Source organism: Microbulbifer maximicatervae (SeqCode) (assembly GCF_052468095.1).
The window spans coordinates 4,295,906-4,311,095 of the sequence record NZ_CP174332.1 but is presented as its reverse complement, the minus strand read 5'-3'; the positions used below and the strand labels follow the sequence as shown (position 1 = coordinate 4,311,095).

Below are 15,190 nucleotides of genomic sequence, written 5' to 3'. Positions count from 1 at the left end.
TATGAATCAACAAAGACAAGCGACACTGGCTTATGCAAGAAGCCTGGTGGCTAATGGTGTGCGCTGGCGCCATCGAGGCCGCACAGACTGGGCGGTAGATTGTGTGGGCATGATAGTGCTCAGCCTGCGCGCTGCCGGTGTCGATATCGAAGATGAAAAACACTACGGCCGCGAGCCCTGGAAAGATGGCCTGCGGCACAAAATGCAGCGGCGTTTCGGCAACCCGGTGGCGGAGCCCCTATGGCAGCCGGGGGATATTGCAGTATTTAAATCGCCGCAAAAATCCGACCCCAGCCATGTAGGTTTTTTAGGGGATTACCCGCACGGTGGATTCTCCCTAATTCACGCCCACGCCGACCAAGATTGCCGCGAGCATATTTTAGATAAGCGCTGGCGCCGCCTATTGGTGGAGGTGTATTCCCCATGGGTAACTTAATTTTCGGTACCACGACGATTGAGGGGCGCACCTTTGACGATATCAAAGTGCAGACCTCCAAAGCCGGCGTACCGCGCCCGATTATTTTTGGCAAGGTGCTGCCGGTCATCGGCAATATTATTGCCACCACCGCGCCCAAGATTGTTAAGAAAAAAGAAAAACAAAAATCCGGAAAGGGCGGCGGCTCGACAGAAGTTGTCAACGAGGAGGTTTACCGCACCTACGCCATACGGATTTGCGAGGGGCCTATCACCGGTATCTCCCGCGTCTGGCGCAACAACGAATTGGTATACGACCGCGATAGCATCGACAGCACGCAAGCCACCAACAACCTGGCCTTTTTACGCATTGCCGAATTCTTTCTTGGCGACTGGGACCAGATGCCCAGCGCAGTAATGCAAGCCGCCTTTGGGGTTAGCGAAGTACACGCCTATCGCGGCACCTGTTACATGGTGATCGACAACGAAAACCTCACCAGTACCGGCGGTGCGATTCCCCAATTTGCCTTTGAAGTGGAGCGGGCTGAGGGGGTGGCGCTCACCTCTAAGCCTTACGCGCTGGAATTTGCCGACGCCCTTAAAGCGGACTTTGTAGAAGCGCGAGGCGCGCCCGAAGCTCTGGCGCGCGATAGCGTGAGCGCGGGGTTTGCGGGTGTCTCGGGTGAGCTGCGCTCGATCAAGGCCAGCTACGAAAACTGGAGCCCGGAAAAACTGGAATCCACTTTTGTTGGAGTCGCGGGGGAGTTGCGTTCGCTATTAACGAGTTACGACCTCTACAACCCGGAATCTGTTTCTTCGCAGTTTGTCAGCGTGGCGGGTGATTTACAAAAGGCCCTGATTAGTTATGACCAAAGCATCCCGGATAATTTGTCTGCGACGTTTGTCGGCGTTACTGGAGATTTAACCTAATGAAATCTAATAACCGCGTGCGCGGTTTCTACAAAATAGAAACCTTTAAAGCCACACAGTCAGAGGCGGGGCTTCGCGAAATTCCCGGTAGCCGCGTGTGTCGCGCCGAGTTTGAAAATCTGATTACGGATCTGGGGTTGGATCAGCTGGGCACCAAGTCGCCCCACAGCTGCACATCCAACTGCTATGTGGGCAGCGGATCGACAACCCCCACGGTCAACGATACCGATATGTCCGCTTATAAAGCCATTCACAACACCTTGCAATCCAGCGCGCGCAGCGCCCAGGCCAGCACGGACCCCTGGTACCTGTCGCTGCAAAAAGTGTATCGCTTTGATCAGGGCGACGCCGCCGGCAATTTATCCGAGGTGGGTGTGGGTTGGGCTAACACGTCGAGCGGCAATCTGTTTTCGCGGGCACTGATTCAAGATGCCGACGGCAATCCCAGCAGCATCACCGTACTCTCTGATGAGTACCTGGACGTGACTTACGAACTTCGTATTTACCCCGAACTGGACGACGTGACCGGGGTTGTCACCATTGGCGGTGTGGACTACGACTATATTGCCCGCCCCTGCCGCGTATCCACTGCGGCCTCTAGCGCTTGGGATTTTGACCGCTCCGGTAACAGCGGGGTTTATGCCTATGCCTATGCCGGTGATATTGGCGATGTGACCGGTTTACCAACCGGCACCAGCGTTAGCGGTAGCACTGCGGATGGCGGCTACTCCGCAGGGAGTTTTCAGGCTTCGGGGCAGTACTCCTGGGGATTAAATCAAGCTAACTTTGGCGGGGTGCGTTCAATTGCCGCCAATACCGGTTGGGCGCGTTGGCAAGTGCAATTTGCGGCGGTCTCCGATGGCAGCGCCATACCTAAAGACTCTGAAACCGTTCTTACCATTACGCTCTCCCACTCCTGGGCGCGGGGCTGACATGCTGCCGGAGAATGAGTTGTCACAGGAAAGCGTGCCCGCGCCTTTTATGGGCGGTGCCGCCTTGCCGGTGCGGAATGTTACCGACTATGAATCCGGCGGCATTGCCCTGCAAGATCCCAGCGAGGGGCTGAATTATCAGGTCTGGCGCGCGCGGGTATTGAATAACGGCTGCGACATTGTGCTGAATGCCCATGAGGTGGCCGAGTTCACGCTAATCAGCGGCACGGATATTACTGAGGTCTCACTGTCCTTCGACCAGAATATGCGCCCCGTGGTTGCCTATGTGGAGGGCGGCACAGCCAAGCTCTACTGGTACGACTCCTCACAGGGTGCACAGGTGATTACCGACTGGCCCGGCATTATCACTCCGCGCGTTACCCTGGATGATAAGCGGCAATTACAGTCCGGTGTCAGTGATGTCATTTTTGCTTATCTCAAAGACGGCAACCTCTATTGCCGGCAACAGCGCGACCGCTACCAAACCGAATACCTATTACACGAAAACGTGAATAGCGATGGCCTGATTAAAATCGGTATGCACAAACAATACCGCCTGCAATTCCTATTAAAGTCTTAATCCTATGTCCGCCCAATATCCTCTATACGCCATCGTCGCCGAGCTGTGCGAGCGCGCCGGCTTGCCCCCTGGGAAATTTAATACCACGCGACTTGAAGGTTATGTGCAGGGAATGCAGGTTACGAATGAATCCCCGGTATACGAGCATATCCAAGAGCTGGCCCAGCTGTTTTTTTTCGATCCGGTCAATCGCGGGGGTGAAATAGATTTTGTTCCGCGCGGCGGTGAACCGGTAATGGAAATCGACGAGAACGATTTAATCGGCGATAGCGACGACGAGAAAACCCGCCGCTCCCCCGAGGATATTGTGCAGGTATTAAACCTGAACTATTACGATTCTGTCGGCGGTATCGATACCTGCAAGCAAACCTCAGACCGCAGTATCGACACTCGCGGCGAAGGGGAAAAAAGTATTGAAACCCCCGTGGTGCTGGAAACCGATCAGGCCGCGCAGACTGCGGTGATTATGCATAAGGTGATGATCGAAGAGCAGCGCGGTGATGGTGAAATTACTTTGCCGCGCAGTTACCTGGGGCTTACCGCTGGTGATGTGGTGCTGTATCAGGGCGACCGCCTTCGCATCGATGAGGTGAATATTGATCGGGGCGAGCAAAAATACAAACTGCTACACGACCGTAAAAGCGCTTACCAAAGCCAGGCTTTAGGCGTGGCCCCCATGGCCGCACCGGACCCGGTGCCGCTGGTGGCCGGCTCGACCTATATCGAATTTATCGACGCGCCGATACTGTCCAGCGGTGACGATACCCAGCTGGGTTATTACATCGCTATCGCCGGCAGCAACAGCGCCTGGAGCGGTGCGACTGTCGCGCTGTCTTTAGATGGTGGAGAAAACTATACCGAGTCGGATACCACGGACGTTGAGGCGGTAATGGGTGAGCTGGTGACTGCACTCGGCACTCACAAGCGCGAGATCCCCGACACCCACAACCGCGTGCAAATCCAACTCTACGACGACGGCGACGCGCTCGAGTATCGCACGCTAGCGCAGCTGCTCAACCGGCAGAACCGGGCACTGATAGGTAATGAAATAGTGAGCTTTGGCGAGGCCGACGAGATCAGCCCCGGCGTGTGGGAAATTGGCTACCTGCTGCGCGGCCGCCTGGGAACCGAAATCACCCAGCACTCAGCGGGTACCCGCTTTGTCTTACTGGATCGCAACACGCTCAACTATATCCCCACCGAGCGCTACAACCTGAACCAGCTACTCACCTTCCGCGCCACCAGTTCCGGCAGCGGCGAAGAGACCACCACTGCTGCCACCTACACCGGCGCCAGTCATATTGAGCCAGCACCCACCAGCCTGCGCGCCTACCGCAGCGGCGGCCAGCTCACCATCGAATGGGTTGGGGTGGGGCGCTTAGGTGGCCGCGCTGCCTACGATCAAAGCCAGTTCTTTACCGGCTACCGGGTAACGGTGAACGGCGATAGCACCGACACCACTGCCACCACGCTAACAATCCCCGACCCAGGCACCGCCACGATTCAAGTGAGCCAAATCAACAGCATCACCGGCACCGGCCCGGCTGCGGAAATCACGGTATAAACAGGATAAAAGGACCATGAGCAACACACCCAACAACGCCATACCCTACGCCGCCGAAGGCACCCTGGACCCAGCCGCGAGCCTCAACCAAGCCCTGGATACCATCGACGCGCTGTTACAGATCGAAGTGCTGGGGATCCAAAACGATCCCCCCGGCTCCCCCAGTGATGGCGATCGCTACATAGTTGCCACCGGTAGCAATGAGTGGGCAAACCAAAACGGCCAGCTCGCCCGCTATGTGGCGGACCCCGGCTACTGGCAATTCTTCCCCGCAAAGGTCGCGCTGAATCAAGCGGATGGCCTGCTGTATATCAACGGCAACAGCGGCTGGCAGGTAGCCAACCGCCCGGCGACTCTGCCGGAGATTACTGGGGATACCAGCACGGATTTGGCTGGGGTGGTTGGGCAGATGTTGGGGGCTTTGGATGAGGTGCTATGGGATAATCAGACAGCTTAACAGTGATCCCGAACGACTGTATAGAAGGGGATGGAGCAGTAGAGAAAATGGTGGATAGTGGTCACGATGATCGCTCTTTCAGTTGGCTCTTTTGTACCAGGTAATTGTAATGTATTGATTTGATGGAAGAGGGTCGCGTGTTGGCGTAAATTTGTATCAAGAATAGTGGTCAAGTAAAAAGTATATATGGTGACCACTGTACCTATGGCAAAATTTATAGGAAGTTTGATTCATGAAGTTAGTTCAGTGGACTCTATTCATCGATATGCTCGGTTATCGTGATATCAATGGTGCAATCCAAAACGAAGAAAGCGCAAGAGAATTTATTGATTTTATGCTTTCAAATAGAGAAATATTTGAAATTCAAAATTCAGAAGGTATCAAACAGCGATATCGGGATGACTTGCAGTTCAATCTGTATGAATATTACGATATTCAACATGCTTTTATTTCAGACTCATTGGTAATAACTTACTATCCAAAAGAAGTTAAAAGCCTGACGAATGAAGATAAAATGTTTATGCATTCTGCTAATGCTTTATTTATCATTCTAATGAGACTTCAAACATTTATTTTTAATTGTTTTTCTGAAAAGGGAATTTTCTTAAGAGGTGGGATTTCCAATGGGTATTGCTACCTAAAGGATAGCTTTGCTGTGGGGACGGGTTTGATTGATGCTTACAATCTAGAAAGCAAAGTTGCTAAATATCCGAGGATTGCACTTTCTCCCCACGTTCTTGGAAACGAGAAGTTGATGGAGAGATTTGATTTTATTAATAAGAAAATGTATGGAAGGCATAAGTTTATCGCTCAGGATTCTGATGGGGTAAGCTATTTAGATTACCTAACTTATAATATAGCTACGGTTGACGTTAACCTCCCCATGGTGTGGAAAACTGTTATGGAGTCTCCCGAAAATCATCACAGAAATGTTGAAAATATGAGGCTCTTTATTAGGAAACATAAAGAGGCTATTTTTAATAAGATAAAGGAGTTAGAACTAAAGCTAGAAGTCGCACCTGAGGATGAAAAGGGAGAAGTTAATAAAATTTTAGCTAAATTTTTATGGTTAAAAGACTATCACAACTCTGTTGTTTCTATTTCTAACTTTGACAAACACGTACTGTAAAAATCTAACAAAGCTAAGTAACAGGAGTACTAAAGCGTAGTTGTTTTTGGTTCGTTACGCTATCGTTCCGCTCGACCCAAAAACAACTACGCTTCAGCGTCCGGTGCTGGCGGCGTTATCCCAACCTCTTCCAAAGTTGGTAGCTACTCTCAATAACCCGATGGATATGCCGGCGAAACTCCTCCGGTAATTGCGAATAAAGTCGAGCAAGAAAAGGGGGAAAGGGAATCTGCGCAAAGTGGTGCAGGTTCTCCACCCCGTACACTTCCGCCAAAGTAATCCCCACCGCCTCACACCACACCGGCAGCAGGTCCGCCGGTATTCTTTGTACGCCCGTTTCCATTTTCGAAATTTGAGATGACACAAGCCCCAGCTGCCTTGCCAGCTGTGCAACCGTCATCCTCTCCCGTTTCCGTGCGTTGCGCAGGCGATCGCCTAGTGATCCGGCCTCAAACATCGAGCCGCGTTATACACCCTCATGAAATCAAAGTATTTCGAAAATCGAAACTTAGCTGCATTCTACCGTGCTAAACCAGAAAGCTTTCAGCACAACTGTTCATGCAATGTGAATTTGGTAGTAGCGTTTGGCGACTTGTCGTCATAAGGCAGTACAGATAACTGGCATTCGGTGACACAAGGCAGAGATAGGACTAGCAGTTACAAGGAGTTGAGCATGCCTATGAAATCGCAAATGGAGCAATTGCAGCGGATCGCAAGTCTGTGTGTGGCCCTGGAGTGGGTAGCAGCCTACCCAGATTTAGCGGGAAGGGATGCGGTATTAAAGCTAATAGGTGAGGAGGTGAGCACCACTATCCAAGGGGTGATCTATTCGGTTGAGTTAAAAGGAGGTGGCGGCGCCGAGATGGCTTGAGTACATCAATGCCTGTGAGGCCCTGGAGTCACACAGGCTACTTGTCTTTCATGGGGGCTGGCTAATACACTGTATATAGATACAGTATATTGTTAGAGCACATGAAACTATCCCCTCTATACGGCAGTGGCGTCAGCTGCGGCTTTCCCTCGCCAGCGGATGACCACAAAGAAGCGGCACTCAGCCTGGATCAACACCTGATTACCAGCCCGGCTGCCACCTTCCTGGCTAGGGCCAACGGTGATTCCATGCGGGATCTCGGCATTTTTGACCGGGATCTGCTGGTAGTTGATCGATCCTTAACCCCGGTTCACGGTGATGTGGTGGTGGTTGCCCTGGATGGGCAGCTAACCTGCAAAGTGCTTGATCGGCAAAAAGGGCAGCTGCTGTCCGCGAATGATAAATACGCCCCAATCCCCATTTGGGAAGGGCAGGAATTGATTGTCGAGGGAGTGGTCAAGGCTTCCGTTCGGTACCACCGGCCCTGCTAATGCTGGTACTGGTGGATTGCAACAGCTGCTATGCCAGCTGTGAACAGATATTCCGGCCCGACCTGCGCGGGCGCCCGGTAGTGGTACTGTCCAATAACGATGGCTTTGTGGTGGCGCGCTCTAAGGAGGCGAAACTATTAGGCATTGGCGACCTGGAGCCGTTCTTTAAAGTTGAGCACCTGCTGCGCCTCCATCGCGTGGCGATCTTCTCCAGTAATTATCCCTTGTATGGCGATATCTCCCACCGGGTAATGACCACCCTGCGCGAGTTCAGTCCCAACGTGGAGGTTTACAGCATTGATGAAATGTTTATGGATCTCCACGGGCTGCAAGAGCATTGGCTGGATTATGGCCGTACAATCCGCAACACCCTCTGGAGAGATATTCGCATGCCTGTCGGTGTGGGCATTGCGCCCAGTAAAACCCTGGCCAAGCTTGCCAATCGAGCGGCCAAGAAAATCCCTAAGTGCGATGGCGTCTGCGCGCTGGATACGCCAGCCAAGTGGCAGTGGATGCAGCGCCGCACAGCGGTCAGTGATGTTTGGGGCATAGGTCGGCGCCTCACCAAGCGCCTGGCCGACTTCGGTATACAAACCGCCTATGACCTAGCGCAGGCCAACCCAAAGATTTTGCGCCGCCGTCTCAATATCAATATTGAGCGAACTATTGAGGAGTTAAATGGAGTTGCCTGTCTCGGTCTGGAGGAAGTGCCCCCGGCAAAGAAGCAGATTTACTGCACTCGCTCCTTCGGTGAAAAGCTCACCGACCTAGCACCGATTCTACAAGCCGCCACTCTCTACGCTAGCAGGGCAGCAGAGAAACTGCGTGCGCAGAAATCCCTGGTAAAGTCGATTCACTTATTCCTGCATACCTCACCCCATGAGCCCAGCTACTACAGCCGCAGCACCGTAGTACAAACCCCATACCCCACCGACGATTCCCGAATCATTGTCCAGCTAGTGAGAAGGGCCATTGCCGACTTGTACCGCCCAGGTTGCCGTTTTATGAAAGCCGGCGTCGGGCTTGTCGAGATTATCCCCCGCGCGCTGGGGCAGGGTGATCTATTCACCCCAGGGCAATCGGTTAGGGCAGGGGAGACCATGCAAGCGCTGGACCGGATCAATAAAAAGTTTGGCCGGGGAACATTGTTTCTAGGGGCCGAAGGAATTCAGAAAAAGTGGAAGATGCGGCAGGCATTTACATCGCCTGCCTATACGACTCGGTGGGGGGATTTGCCGAGGGTGGTGACTTGACCTAACAGTAGAATGAATCTCTTTTTGAAAGAGTGGTTGATCTAGGTCTGTAACTGTTCGATGTTTGATTCTTTAGCAACTTTTAGTAATAAGTGGGCGACTTTTGTTGGATGAACTCCACCCCCTCCAAAGCCGGATGATACATATGCAAGCCCGGCATTGATTAAATTACTGGTGACAGGATCGTCATCAGTAGGTCTGGCTCGGCCAGTTTCCATGGCGCAGAAATCGGGCAGATGATTAATATCGCACATCAAGAACCTCTGCAAGGAATAGTTGATTCGCTCAAAATCCGGAGCGCTGATTTCACCATGAGCGTATAATCGAAGGGCGATTCCGAGTAGCTTCGGTTTGTATTCACCGTCCATGTTTGAGAGTGCTTCTATAAGTCTTTCTCCGGTTTTCTCTAAAAACTCGGAGTCATTATCAAGTTTCTCAACCAACGAGTTTCTTTCGCTTTCACTCAGGTAGGAAATCTCCTTTAGGAAGGCGATCATCTTTTTTGCAAATAGATAGTTCTTAACAGTTGTTATCCCCTTTCCGATATTTAGAAGGGTGGAGAGGATGGGGATATCTTTAGTCACCCCGCTATCCATTAAGCTGTCAATCGATACTTCGCCTATTGATTCTATAGCTTTTGGAAGGTCTGAATTTGCTATCGTTTCACGGAGGGACTTTCTGAAATTGAAGGTCATTTACTTACCTGCTTAAATCTTCACGTTATAATTTCTTTATCTGTAATCTGCAGCTTTTAAAGGGGGGATTCGATGAAGGTAGCTAACTTAGCCCACCACCTTGTATAGGCTTCCGTCTGCTCTTTCAAGTAGTCATAGTGGTCATAGACTTGCCACTGACCTGGCAGTTTATGCCCCAGCATAATCTCGGCAATATGCGGCTCAGTCAGTTCGGAAAAGTTTGTCCTTGCCGTCTTGCGCAGGTCGTGCACGGACCAGTGTTTCATTTCATAGTCTCTGTGCCGGCGCAGCCACTGCATCAGATTGTAAGGCAGTGCCAGCGGCGCACCCTGGCCCATAGGTTTATCACTGCCGCTATTATTGAATAGGTGTTTGCCTTCGCCGCTCAGCAGAAAAGCCTCTTTCAGCAGGGGCTCAACCTCGGGAATGATGGGGCGCAGTAGGGGCTTCTTGGTCGACTTGCCCATCTTGTGGTTAGCGGGCGGCACTGTCCAGATGCGCTTCTTGAAATCGAAGTGCTCCTTCTCGCTTATGCGCAGCTCGCCATTGCGGCAGCCATAGAACAGGCAAAGCTTGAGGAAGATCTTATTTTTCGCCGCCATGCGCGAGTTGTCCACGGCCATCCACATCATGCCGATTTCATCCGGGCTTAGAGAGCGGGTGCCGATGCTTTTCTTTATATGTAGATCTTCTGTTGCATTGATATTGGCGATTGGGTTGCTAGTGATCAGCCTGCGCCGCACACCCCACTTCAACATTTGCTTGGCATTGGTCAGGATTCGATCGGCAATACCGGGGGTGGCCTGTGCCCGCTTTTCCAGCAGTGCCAACCATTCGTGAAGTGTGACTTCTTCAGCGGGTAGATGGCCAACGGCAGGGAATACGTACAACTGGAAAGAGCGCAGGATTTCGTGGTGCCCTTTCTTGTTTACCTTGCAGTAGGAGTGATACCACTGTAAGAACAATTCCTCTAAAGAGTCGGCATTGAGAATCGCCTGCTTTTCTAGCTGCTTTACCACCCTGGGGTCATAGCCCTGCTCGAGCTTTCCCTTCAGGCGCAGCCCCTCGCTCCTGGCATTCCTCAGTGTCATTAATGGATAGGAACCGAGATCAACACGGGCCGGCTTACCGTCGTAGCGGTAGCGAAGCTGAAAAGTGATTTTTCCCTGGGGCGTAACGCGAACACTAAGGCCATCCCGATCAGCCTTTTCAATCCGCTTTTCCCTTTGCTTACCTGCGTTGGCTTTAAGCCAAGTATCCGACAACGCCATGACAACCTCCTTGTGTACATATCTTTTAAGGCTAACAAAAAGGCGATTTGTGTACACGCCTATGTACACATTTATTTCGGCTGGGGTTGGTTTTAGATGGCTTAAGCTGTCGCGGGTCTAATGCTTGTAAGGTAGTGTTTTGTACGGGATTTACTGGTTTTTTGTCGTAGGTTGTCAGGCTGTGACTAGGGGGGATTTATAGGGGTGGGAAATAATGGCGAAGGTGCGGCGGCCGGCAAAGCCTGCCAGGGAAGAACTTTGACCCATACTTTAAGATTCGATCACTGGATATTCGAAAAAAATAGGGGCGTATTATACACGCAGGCGTTGCTCCGAGGGTGGGGTATACTGCGAAATTAGACTTGTCAGTTTACCAGCTCGGCGAATGGGGTCATGTCAATGGGCTGAGTTGCCAGCGGGACTGGCACACCTGGACAATTTGCTCAAATCCATTTGGATTAACACTGTACTCTGTTGTGGCCAACAGTCATCGAGGGGCTTTTAGCGGTGCAGTGGCAAACTCAGTTATTGAAGGGGAGAGGTTATGAGCCGGGAGCGTTTACAGGCATTGCGGGAAGAGTTGCAGCGGCAGGGTGTCGATGCTTTCTTGGTACCCCGGGCTGATGAGTACCAAAATGAAAGTGTTCCTGCGGCAGATGAGCGACTGCCCTGGCTGACAGGTTTCACTGGTTCCGCAGGAATGGCTGCGGTAGGCAGTCGAGAAGCGGCATTATTTGTTGATGGTCGCTATACCTTGCAGGCGCAGCAACAACTTGGTGATCAACCCATTGAGTTAATGAGCCTCAGTCAAGTCGCGATCATTGAGTGGCTGTGTAGTCAGCTGGATGCCGGTCAGTCTCTGGGGTATGACCCGCGACTGCACACGGAGCCGGGATTGGCCTTGATCAAGAAGCGATTGGCTGAAAGGGATATCCAACTGCAGCCGATGGAACAGAGCCCGATTGATGCCATCTGGAATGACCGCCCCGCATCTCCCTGTGGGCCTGCGCGCCCACACCCCTTCATCTTTACTGGTGAGCATTCCAAAGAGAAACGGCAGAGGATTGCCCGACGTCTCGCAGAAAAACGAGCCGATGCTTTATGGCTACCAAATCCTGAAAGCTGTGCTTGGCTTTTTAATATCCGTGGAGAGGATATTCCGCACTTACCAGTGGCCTTGGCCAATGCAGTCCTTTATCGGGATGGCAGTGCAACTCTTTATTTGGGGGAGGGCGCTGTAGGGGATGCGTTGATTGAGCACTTGGATAAAGATGTAAGTCTAGTCGTGGCCAAAGGGGAATTATTTGAAAATATTAAGCGCCGCCACGTCAATAAAATATGGATAGATCCCCTGATTAGCAACAGTTGGACTTTACAGCAATTGCGGGCACTGGATATTGAACTAATGCTGGAAGGTGACCCGGTCACGGAAGCCAAGGCCTGTAAGAATGCGATTGAACTGGCAGGCAGCCAGGCTGCACACGAAAGGGATGGTGCTGCGGTGTGTGAATTCCTGGCGGAAATACCTGAACAGGTTGCGACAGGCCATTTTGACGAATTGTCCGCAGTAAAGCTTTTACGGAGTAAAAGGGAGGCTCGCGAAGGCTTTCAGGGCAACAGTTTTGAGACAATTTCCGGCTATGGTCCGAATGGGGCCATTGTGCACTATCGGGTGAGCCCTGAATCCAGTTTGGCTATAAAGCCAGAAGGGGTATATCTGTGCGATTCTGGAGGCCAATATCCAGATGGCACCACTGATATTACCCGAACTGTTGCTCTGGGTGAGTTCCCGCCTTCGGCAAAAGAAAATTTTACCCGGGTTTTAAAGGGACATATTGCAATTGCGACTTTGCGATTCCCCAGGGGGACTTGTGGAGAGCAAATTGATGCGCTTGCACGCCGTTCGCTGTGGGAGGTAGGGCTGGATTATGCCCATGGTACCGGTCACGGTGTTGGTAGTTTCTTAAGTGTTCACGAGGGGCCACAGCGGATAGGTAAGGCTGTAACAGGTGTTGCTCTTCAGCCGGGGATGATCGTTTCCAACGAACCGGGGTTTTATCTCACAGGGCAGTACGGCATCCGTATTGAAAATTTGGTGTTTGTGAAACAGAGCGAAAATTATCCAGATTTTCTAGAATTTGAAGAACTTACGTTAGCTCCGATCGACCGTAATTTGATTGACGTGGCACTACTCACTGAGACTGAACGGGAATGGCTGAATCGTTACCACCAGAGGGTGCGGGATGTGATTACCCCGCTGGTTACTGAAAAAACTGCTGAATGGTTAAAATTGGCTACTGAAGCTTTGTAGTGTGAATCTGGGGGCTGCGTGCCCCCAGGCATAATTAATTTATCTCAAACTTATAGCCAGCACCGTAGACAGAGTGAATTAACTCTTTTTCAGGCATAAGCACTGATATTTTCTTGCGCACTTTTTTGATGTGGCTATCAATAGTTCGGTCGCTGATTACGCGGTAATCGGAATAGATACGGTCCATGATTTGTTCGCGGGAAAAAATTCGACCGGGCTCACTGTAAAGTAGGTCAAATAGGTGGAACTCCAGCGCAGTAAGATTGGCGTCTTTACCTCCGATTCGCAGTTGCCCGGTATTTCTATCTAGTTCGATGCCACCATTTCCGACTTCGCCCTTTTGTGGTCGACGGCGCAACACCGCTTTCACCCGTGCGACGAGTTCCCTGGGGCTGTAGGGTTTACAAACATAGTCGTCGGCACCGGATTCCAGGCCGCGCAAACGATCGGGTTCCTCAATTTGCGCAGTCATTATAATAATTGGAACGTCGTTGCCTTTTTGGCGAATCTCTTCGCAAATCTCCATCCCATGCCGCCCAGGTAGCATCAGGTCGAGAAGGATCAAATCCGGTTTCATAGTTTCCACTTTGGGGACAACCTGATTACCATCAGAAATGATCTCGGCTTGATAGTCGGCGGCATGAAGATAATCCAGTAGTAGGTGCGCAAGTTCGGTTTCATCTTCGACTATTAATATTTTGGCGCTCATAACTTCCTACCATTTAATCCTTTGGCTTAGGGGTAAAAAAATACTTATTTCAAGACCGCCCATAGTGGACGGAGTTGCAGAAATGCTACCCTCGTGTGCTGTAACAATATTTTGGCAAATTGATAGCCCCAAACCCGCACCGCCGGTTTCCCGGCTGCGTGAACTATCTGCTCTATACAGGCGCTCGAACAGGTGTGGTATATCAGCACTGGCAACACCGGGGGCGGAGTCGGCGAAAGTGATAATGGCTGTTCGGGCTTCACAGCGCGCAGTTACTTTGAGTTGTCCCCCACTATCGGTGTAGCGCAGGCTGTTGGTTAACAGGTTGCTAAATAACTGATTGAGGCGTGCTTCATCTGCGTAGACTAACTTATCTTCCGATAGTTGGAGGTCACTGCTTAAGCGAATACCTTTCTGGTCGAATGGAATTTCAAAGTCTTCGATAACACTTCGTAGGATATTCTCCAGGGAGATGTCGGACTTGCAGTAACTTAGTGCCCCCGCGTCGGAGAGAGACAACTCATAGAGATCATCTATCAGGCGGCTCAATTGTTGAATTTTGCTGTGCAGTATGCGCAGGTTCTCTGGTGTGGCTGATCTGATACCGTCTTGAATGGCTTCAATCTGCCCTTTTAATACTGCGAGAGGTGTGCGCAGCTCATGCGAAATATCTGCCATCCATCGGTTTCGGGCATGTTCATTTGCTTCCAGCGTTGCGGCGAGCCGATTAAAGTCAGCACTTAATTGGCCCAGCTCATCTCGCTGCTCTATATCAATACGGGTTTTGAAGTTGCCGGATGTAAGATGGGATGTCGCTTCGGTCAGCTTACGGATGGGCCTTACCAGCTGCCAGGCAAGGGGGATGGCAATGGCTAGTGCCAGAATGAAGGTGGCAACAGAGATAAGAGCGAAAGTCCGCGATTGCTCTTTAACAAACCCTACGGCCAAATCATCATCTAACACGGGTAGTGGATTGATAGCCAGGTAACCAACGGTTTCTCCGTTCACAACCAGAGGCTGCATTACCATGTTCTCAGATCCTGAATAACGACCTATCAGAGGTCTTTTCTCTTTGTTCAACAGGACCAGGCGGGCATTAAGCGACTTGCCCACTGCGTGTTCAGGTGGGGGCTCAGGCGGGCGGCGGGGCCCCCTCGTACCCGGAGGTGGACGATGTGGGGGTGGCATATCCTCAAAGTGACTGGACATCACGCGTCTGTGGAGTCTTTGCCAGCGCCTGCTATTGCCGTCGATAGATTGCCAGCTCCCTTCGCTGGCGTAGATTTCTTGTAACTCATCTACTAAATCGCCGACCTCGCGAAGCTCCTGAGACTGGATATAGGTCATAAAACCATGCTTAAAGCTCCACTGAAAGAATACGAACATTCCGCCAACAGTAATTGCTGTAGTCAATAAGAAAGCGAGGCTTAGTTTATAGCGAATATTTAACGACATAGCCGGTAGCTTGGATTTCAGTAGCCTGTGTTCACAGTGAGCTCAGGTGCATTTTACTCTGTTTCCACTGAGGAAACGCGGCTCAGAAGATCAAGCCTACACTTACTGTAAATATCAGGGCAATCTTT

Annotated in this window: 16 protein-coding genes; 11 read left to right on the top strand and 5 right to left on the bottom strand. The window is 51.3% G+C overall.

What is annotated here, in order from left to right; genetic code table 11:
• Window position 1 precedes the first annotated feature (1 nt).
• The 7 genes from ACJJIL_RS19025 to ACJJIL_RS18995 all read left to right on the top strand — a co-directional run bounded on the left by ACJJIL_RS19025 (window position 2) and on the right by ACJJIL_RS18995 (window position 6,006).
• Window positions 2-436, top strand: coding sequence for an NlpC/P60 family protein (locus tag ACJJIL_RS19025; RefSeq protein ID WP_445360521.1), 435 nt, complete (start codon window positions 2-4; stop codon window positions 434-436).
• Window positions 424-1,344 (top strand): hypothetical protein, encoded by a 921-nt coding sequence (locus ACJJIL_RS19020; RefSeq protein WP_445360520.1) that lies wholly within the window; start codon window positions 424-426, stop codon window positions 1,342-1,344. Before ACJJIL_RS19025 ends, ACJJIL_RS19020 begins: the two co-directional genes overlap by 13 nt.
• Window positions 1,344-2,276 carry a hypothetical protein gene (locus ACJJIL_RS19015; protein WP_445360519.1) on the top strand — a complete coding sequence of 311 codons (933 nt, stop codon included), beginning with the start codon at window positions 1,344-1,346 and terminating at the stop codon, window positions 2,274-2,276. The genes ACJJIL_RS19020 and ACJJIL_RS19015 overlap by 1 nt, the downstream gene beginning before the upstream one ends.
• Before the next feature lies 1 nt (window position 2,277).
• Window positions 2,278-2,856, top strand: a complete 579-nt coding sequence (locus ACJJIL_RS19010) for a hypothetical protein (RefSeq protein ID WP_445360518.1) — start codon at window positions 2,278-2,280, stop codon at window positions 2,854-2,856.
• Between the two features lie 4 nt (window positions 2,857-2,860).
• A complete protein-coding gene (locus ACJJIL_RS19005) occupies window positions 2,861-4,420 on the top strand; it encodes a phage tail protein (protein ID WP_445360517.1) in 1,560 nt (519 codons plus the stop codon).
• A 16-nt stretch (window positions 4,421-4,436) separates the two neighbouring features.
• On the top strand, window positions 4,437-4,877 hold the full coding sequence (locus ACJJIL_RS19000) for a DUF2793 domain-containing protein (protein WP_445360516.1): 441 nt from the start codon (window positions 4,437-4,439) through the stop codon (window positions 4,875-4,877).
• 232 nt (window positions 4,878-5,109) lie between these two features.
• The gene (locus ACJJIL_RS18995; RefSeq protein ID WP_445360515.1) at window positions 5,110-6,006 is read left to right on the top strand and encodes a hypothetical protein; all 897 of its coding nucleotides are present in this window, start codon (window positions 5,110-5,112) and stop codon (window positions 6,004-6,006) included.
• Between the two features lie 115 nt (window positions 6,007-6,121).
• Here ACJJIL_RS18995 and ACJJIL_RS18990 read toward each other — a convergent pair whose 3' ends face one another.
• On the bottom strand, window positions 6,122-6,463 hold the full coding sequence (locus tag ACJJIL_RS18990; protein WP_445360514.1) for a helix-turn-helix domain-containing protein: 342 nt from the start codon (window positions 6,461-6,463) through the stop codon (window positions 6,122-6,124).
• A 216-nt stretch (window positions 6,464-6,679) separates the two neighbouring features.
• Here ACJJIL_RS18990 and ACJJIL_RS18985 point away from each other — a divergent pair, with 216 nt between their 5' ends.
• The 3 genes from ACJJIL_RS18985 (at window position 6,680) to ACJJIL_RS18975 (ending at window position 8,621) form a co-directional block, all read left to right on the top strand.
• The gene (locus tag ACJJIL_RS18985) at window positions 6,680-6,877 is read left to right on the top strand and encodes a hypothetical protein (protein ID WP_445360513.1); all 198 of its coding nucleotides are present in this window, start codon (window positions 6,680-6,682) and stop codon (window positions 6,875-6,877) included.
• A gap of 101 nt (window positions 6,878-6,978) precedes the next feature.
• Window positions 6,979-7,368, top strand: a complete 390-nt coding sequence (locus ACJJIL_RS18980) for a LexA family protein (RefSeq protein ID WP_445360512.1) — start codon at window positions 6,979-6,981, stop codon at window positions 7,366-7,368.
• On the top strand, window positions 7,368-8,621 hold the full coding sequence (locus ACJJIL_RS18975) for a Y-family DNA polymerase (protein WP_445360511.1): 1,254 nt from the start codon (window positions 7,368-7,370) through the stop codon (window positions 8,619-8,621). Before ACJJIL_RS18980 ends, ACJJIL_RS18975 begins: the two co-directional genes overlap by 1 nt.
• Window positions 8,622-8,662: 41 nt before the next feature.
• Here ACJJIL_RS18975 and ACJJIL_RS18970 read toward each other — a convergent pair whose 3' ends face one another.
• Complete coding sequence (locus tag ACJJIL_RS18970) at window positions 8,663-9,316, bottom strand: hypothetical protein (RefSeq protein WP_445360510.1); 654 nt, start codon at window positions 9,314-9,316, stop codon at window positions 8,663-8,665.
• A 56-nt stretch (window positions 9,317-9,372) separates the two neighbouring features.
• A complete protein-coding gene (locus ACJJIL_RS18965; RefSeq protein WP_445360509.1) occupies window positions 9,373-10,587 on the bottom strand; it encodes a tyrosine-type recombinase/integrase in 1,215 nt (404 codons plus the stop codon).
• 544 nt (window positions 10,588-11,131) lie between these two features.
• Between ACJJIL_RS18965 and ACJJIL_RS18960 the strand changes: the two genes are divergently transcribed.
• A complete protein-coding gene (locus tag ACJJIL_RS18960) occupies window positions 11,132-12,898 on the top strand; it encodes an aminopeptidase P family protein (protein ID WP_445360508.1) in 1,767 nt (588 codons plus the stop codon).
• Between the two features lie 34 nt (window positions 12,899-12,932).
• On the opposite strand, the gene ACJJIL_RS18955 is transcribed toward ACJJIL_RS18960, so the two are convergent.
• Together ACJJIL_RS18955 and ACJJIL_RS18950 are read right to left on the bottom strand one after the other, a co-directional pair.
• Window positions 12,933-13,607 carry a response regulator gene (locus ACJJIL_RS18955; RefSeq protein WP_444895235.1) on the bottom strand — a complete coding sequence of 225 codons (675 nt, stop codon included), beginning with the start codon at window positions 13,605-13,607 and terminating at the stop codon, window positions 12,933-12,935.
• Window positions 13,608-13,613: 6 nt separating this feature from the next.
• Complete coding sequence (locus ACJJIL_RS18950; RefSeq protein ID WP_444895234.1) at window positions 13,614-15,062, bottom strand: ATP-binding protein; 1,449 nt, start codon at window positions 15,060-15,062, stop codon at window positions 13,614-13,616.
• Between the last annotated feature and the right edge of the window lie 128 nt (window positions 15,063-15,190).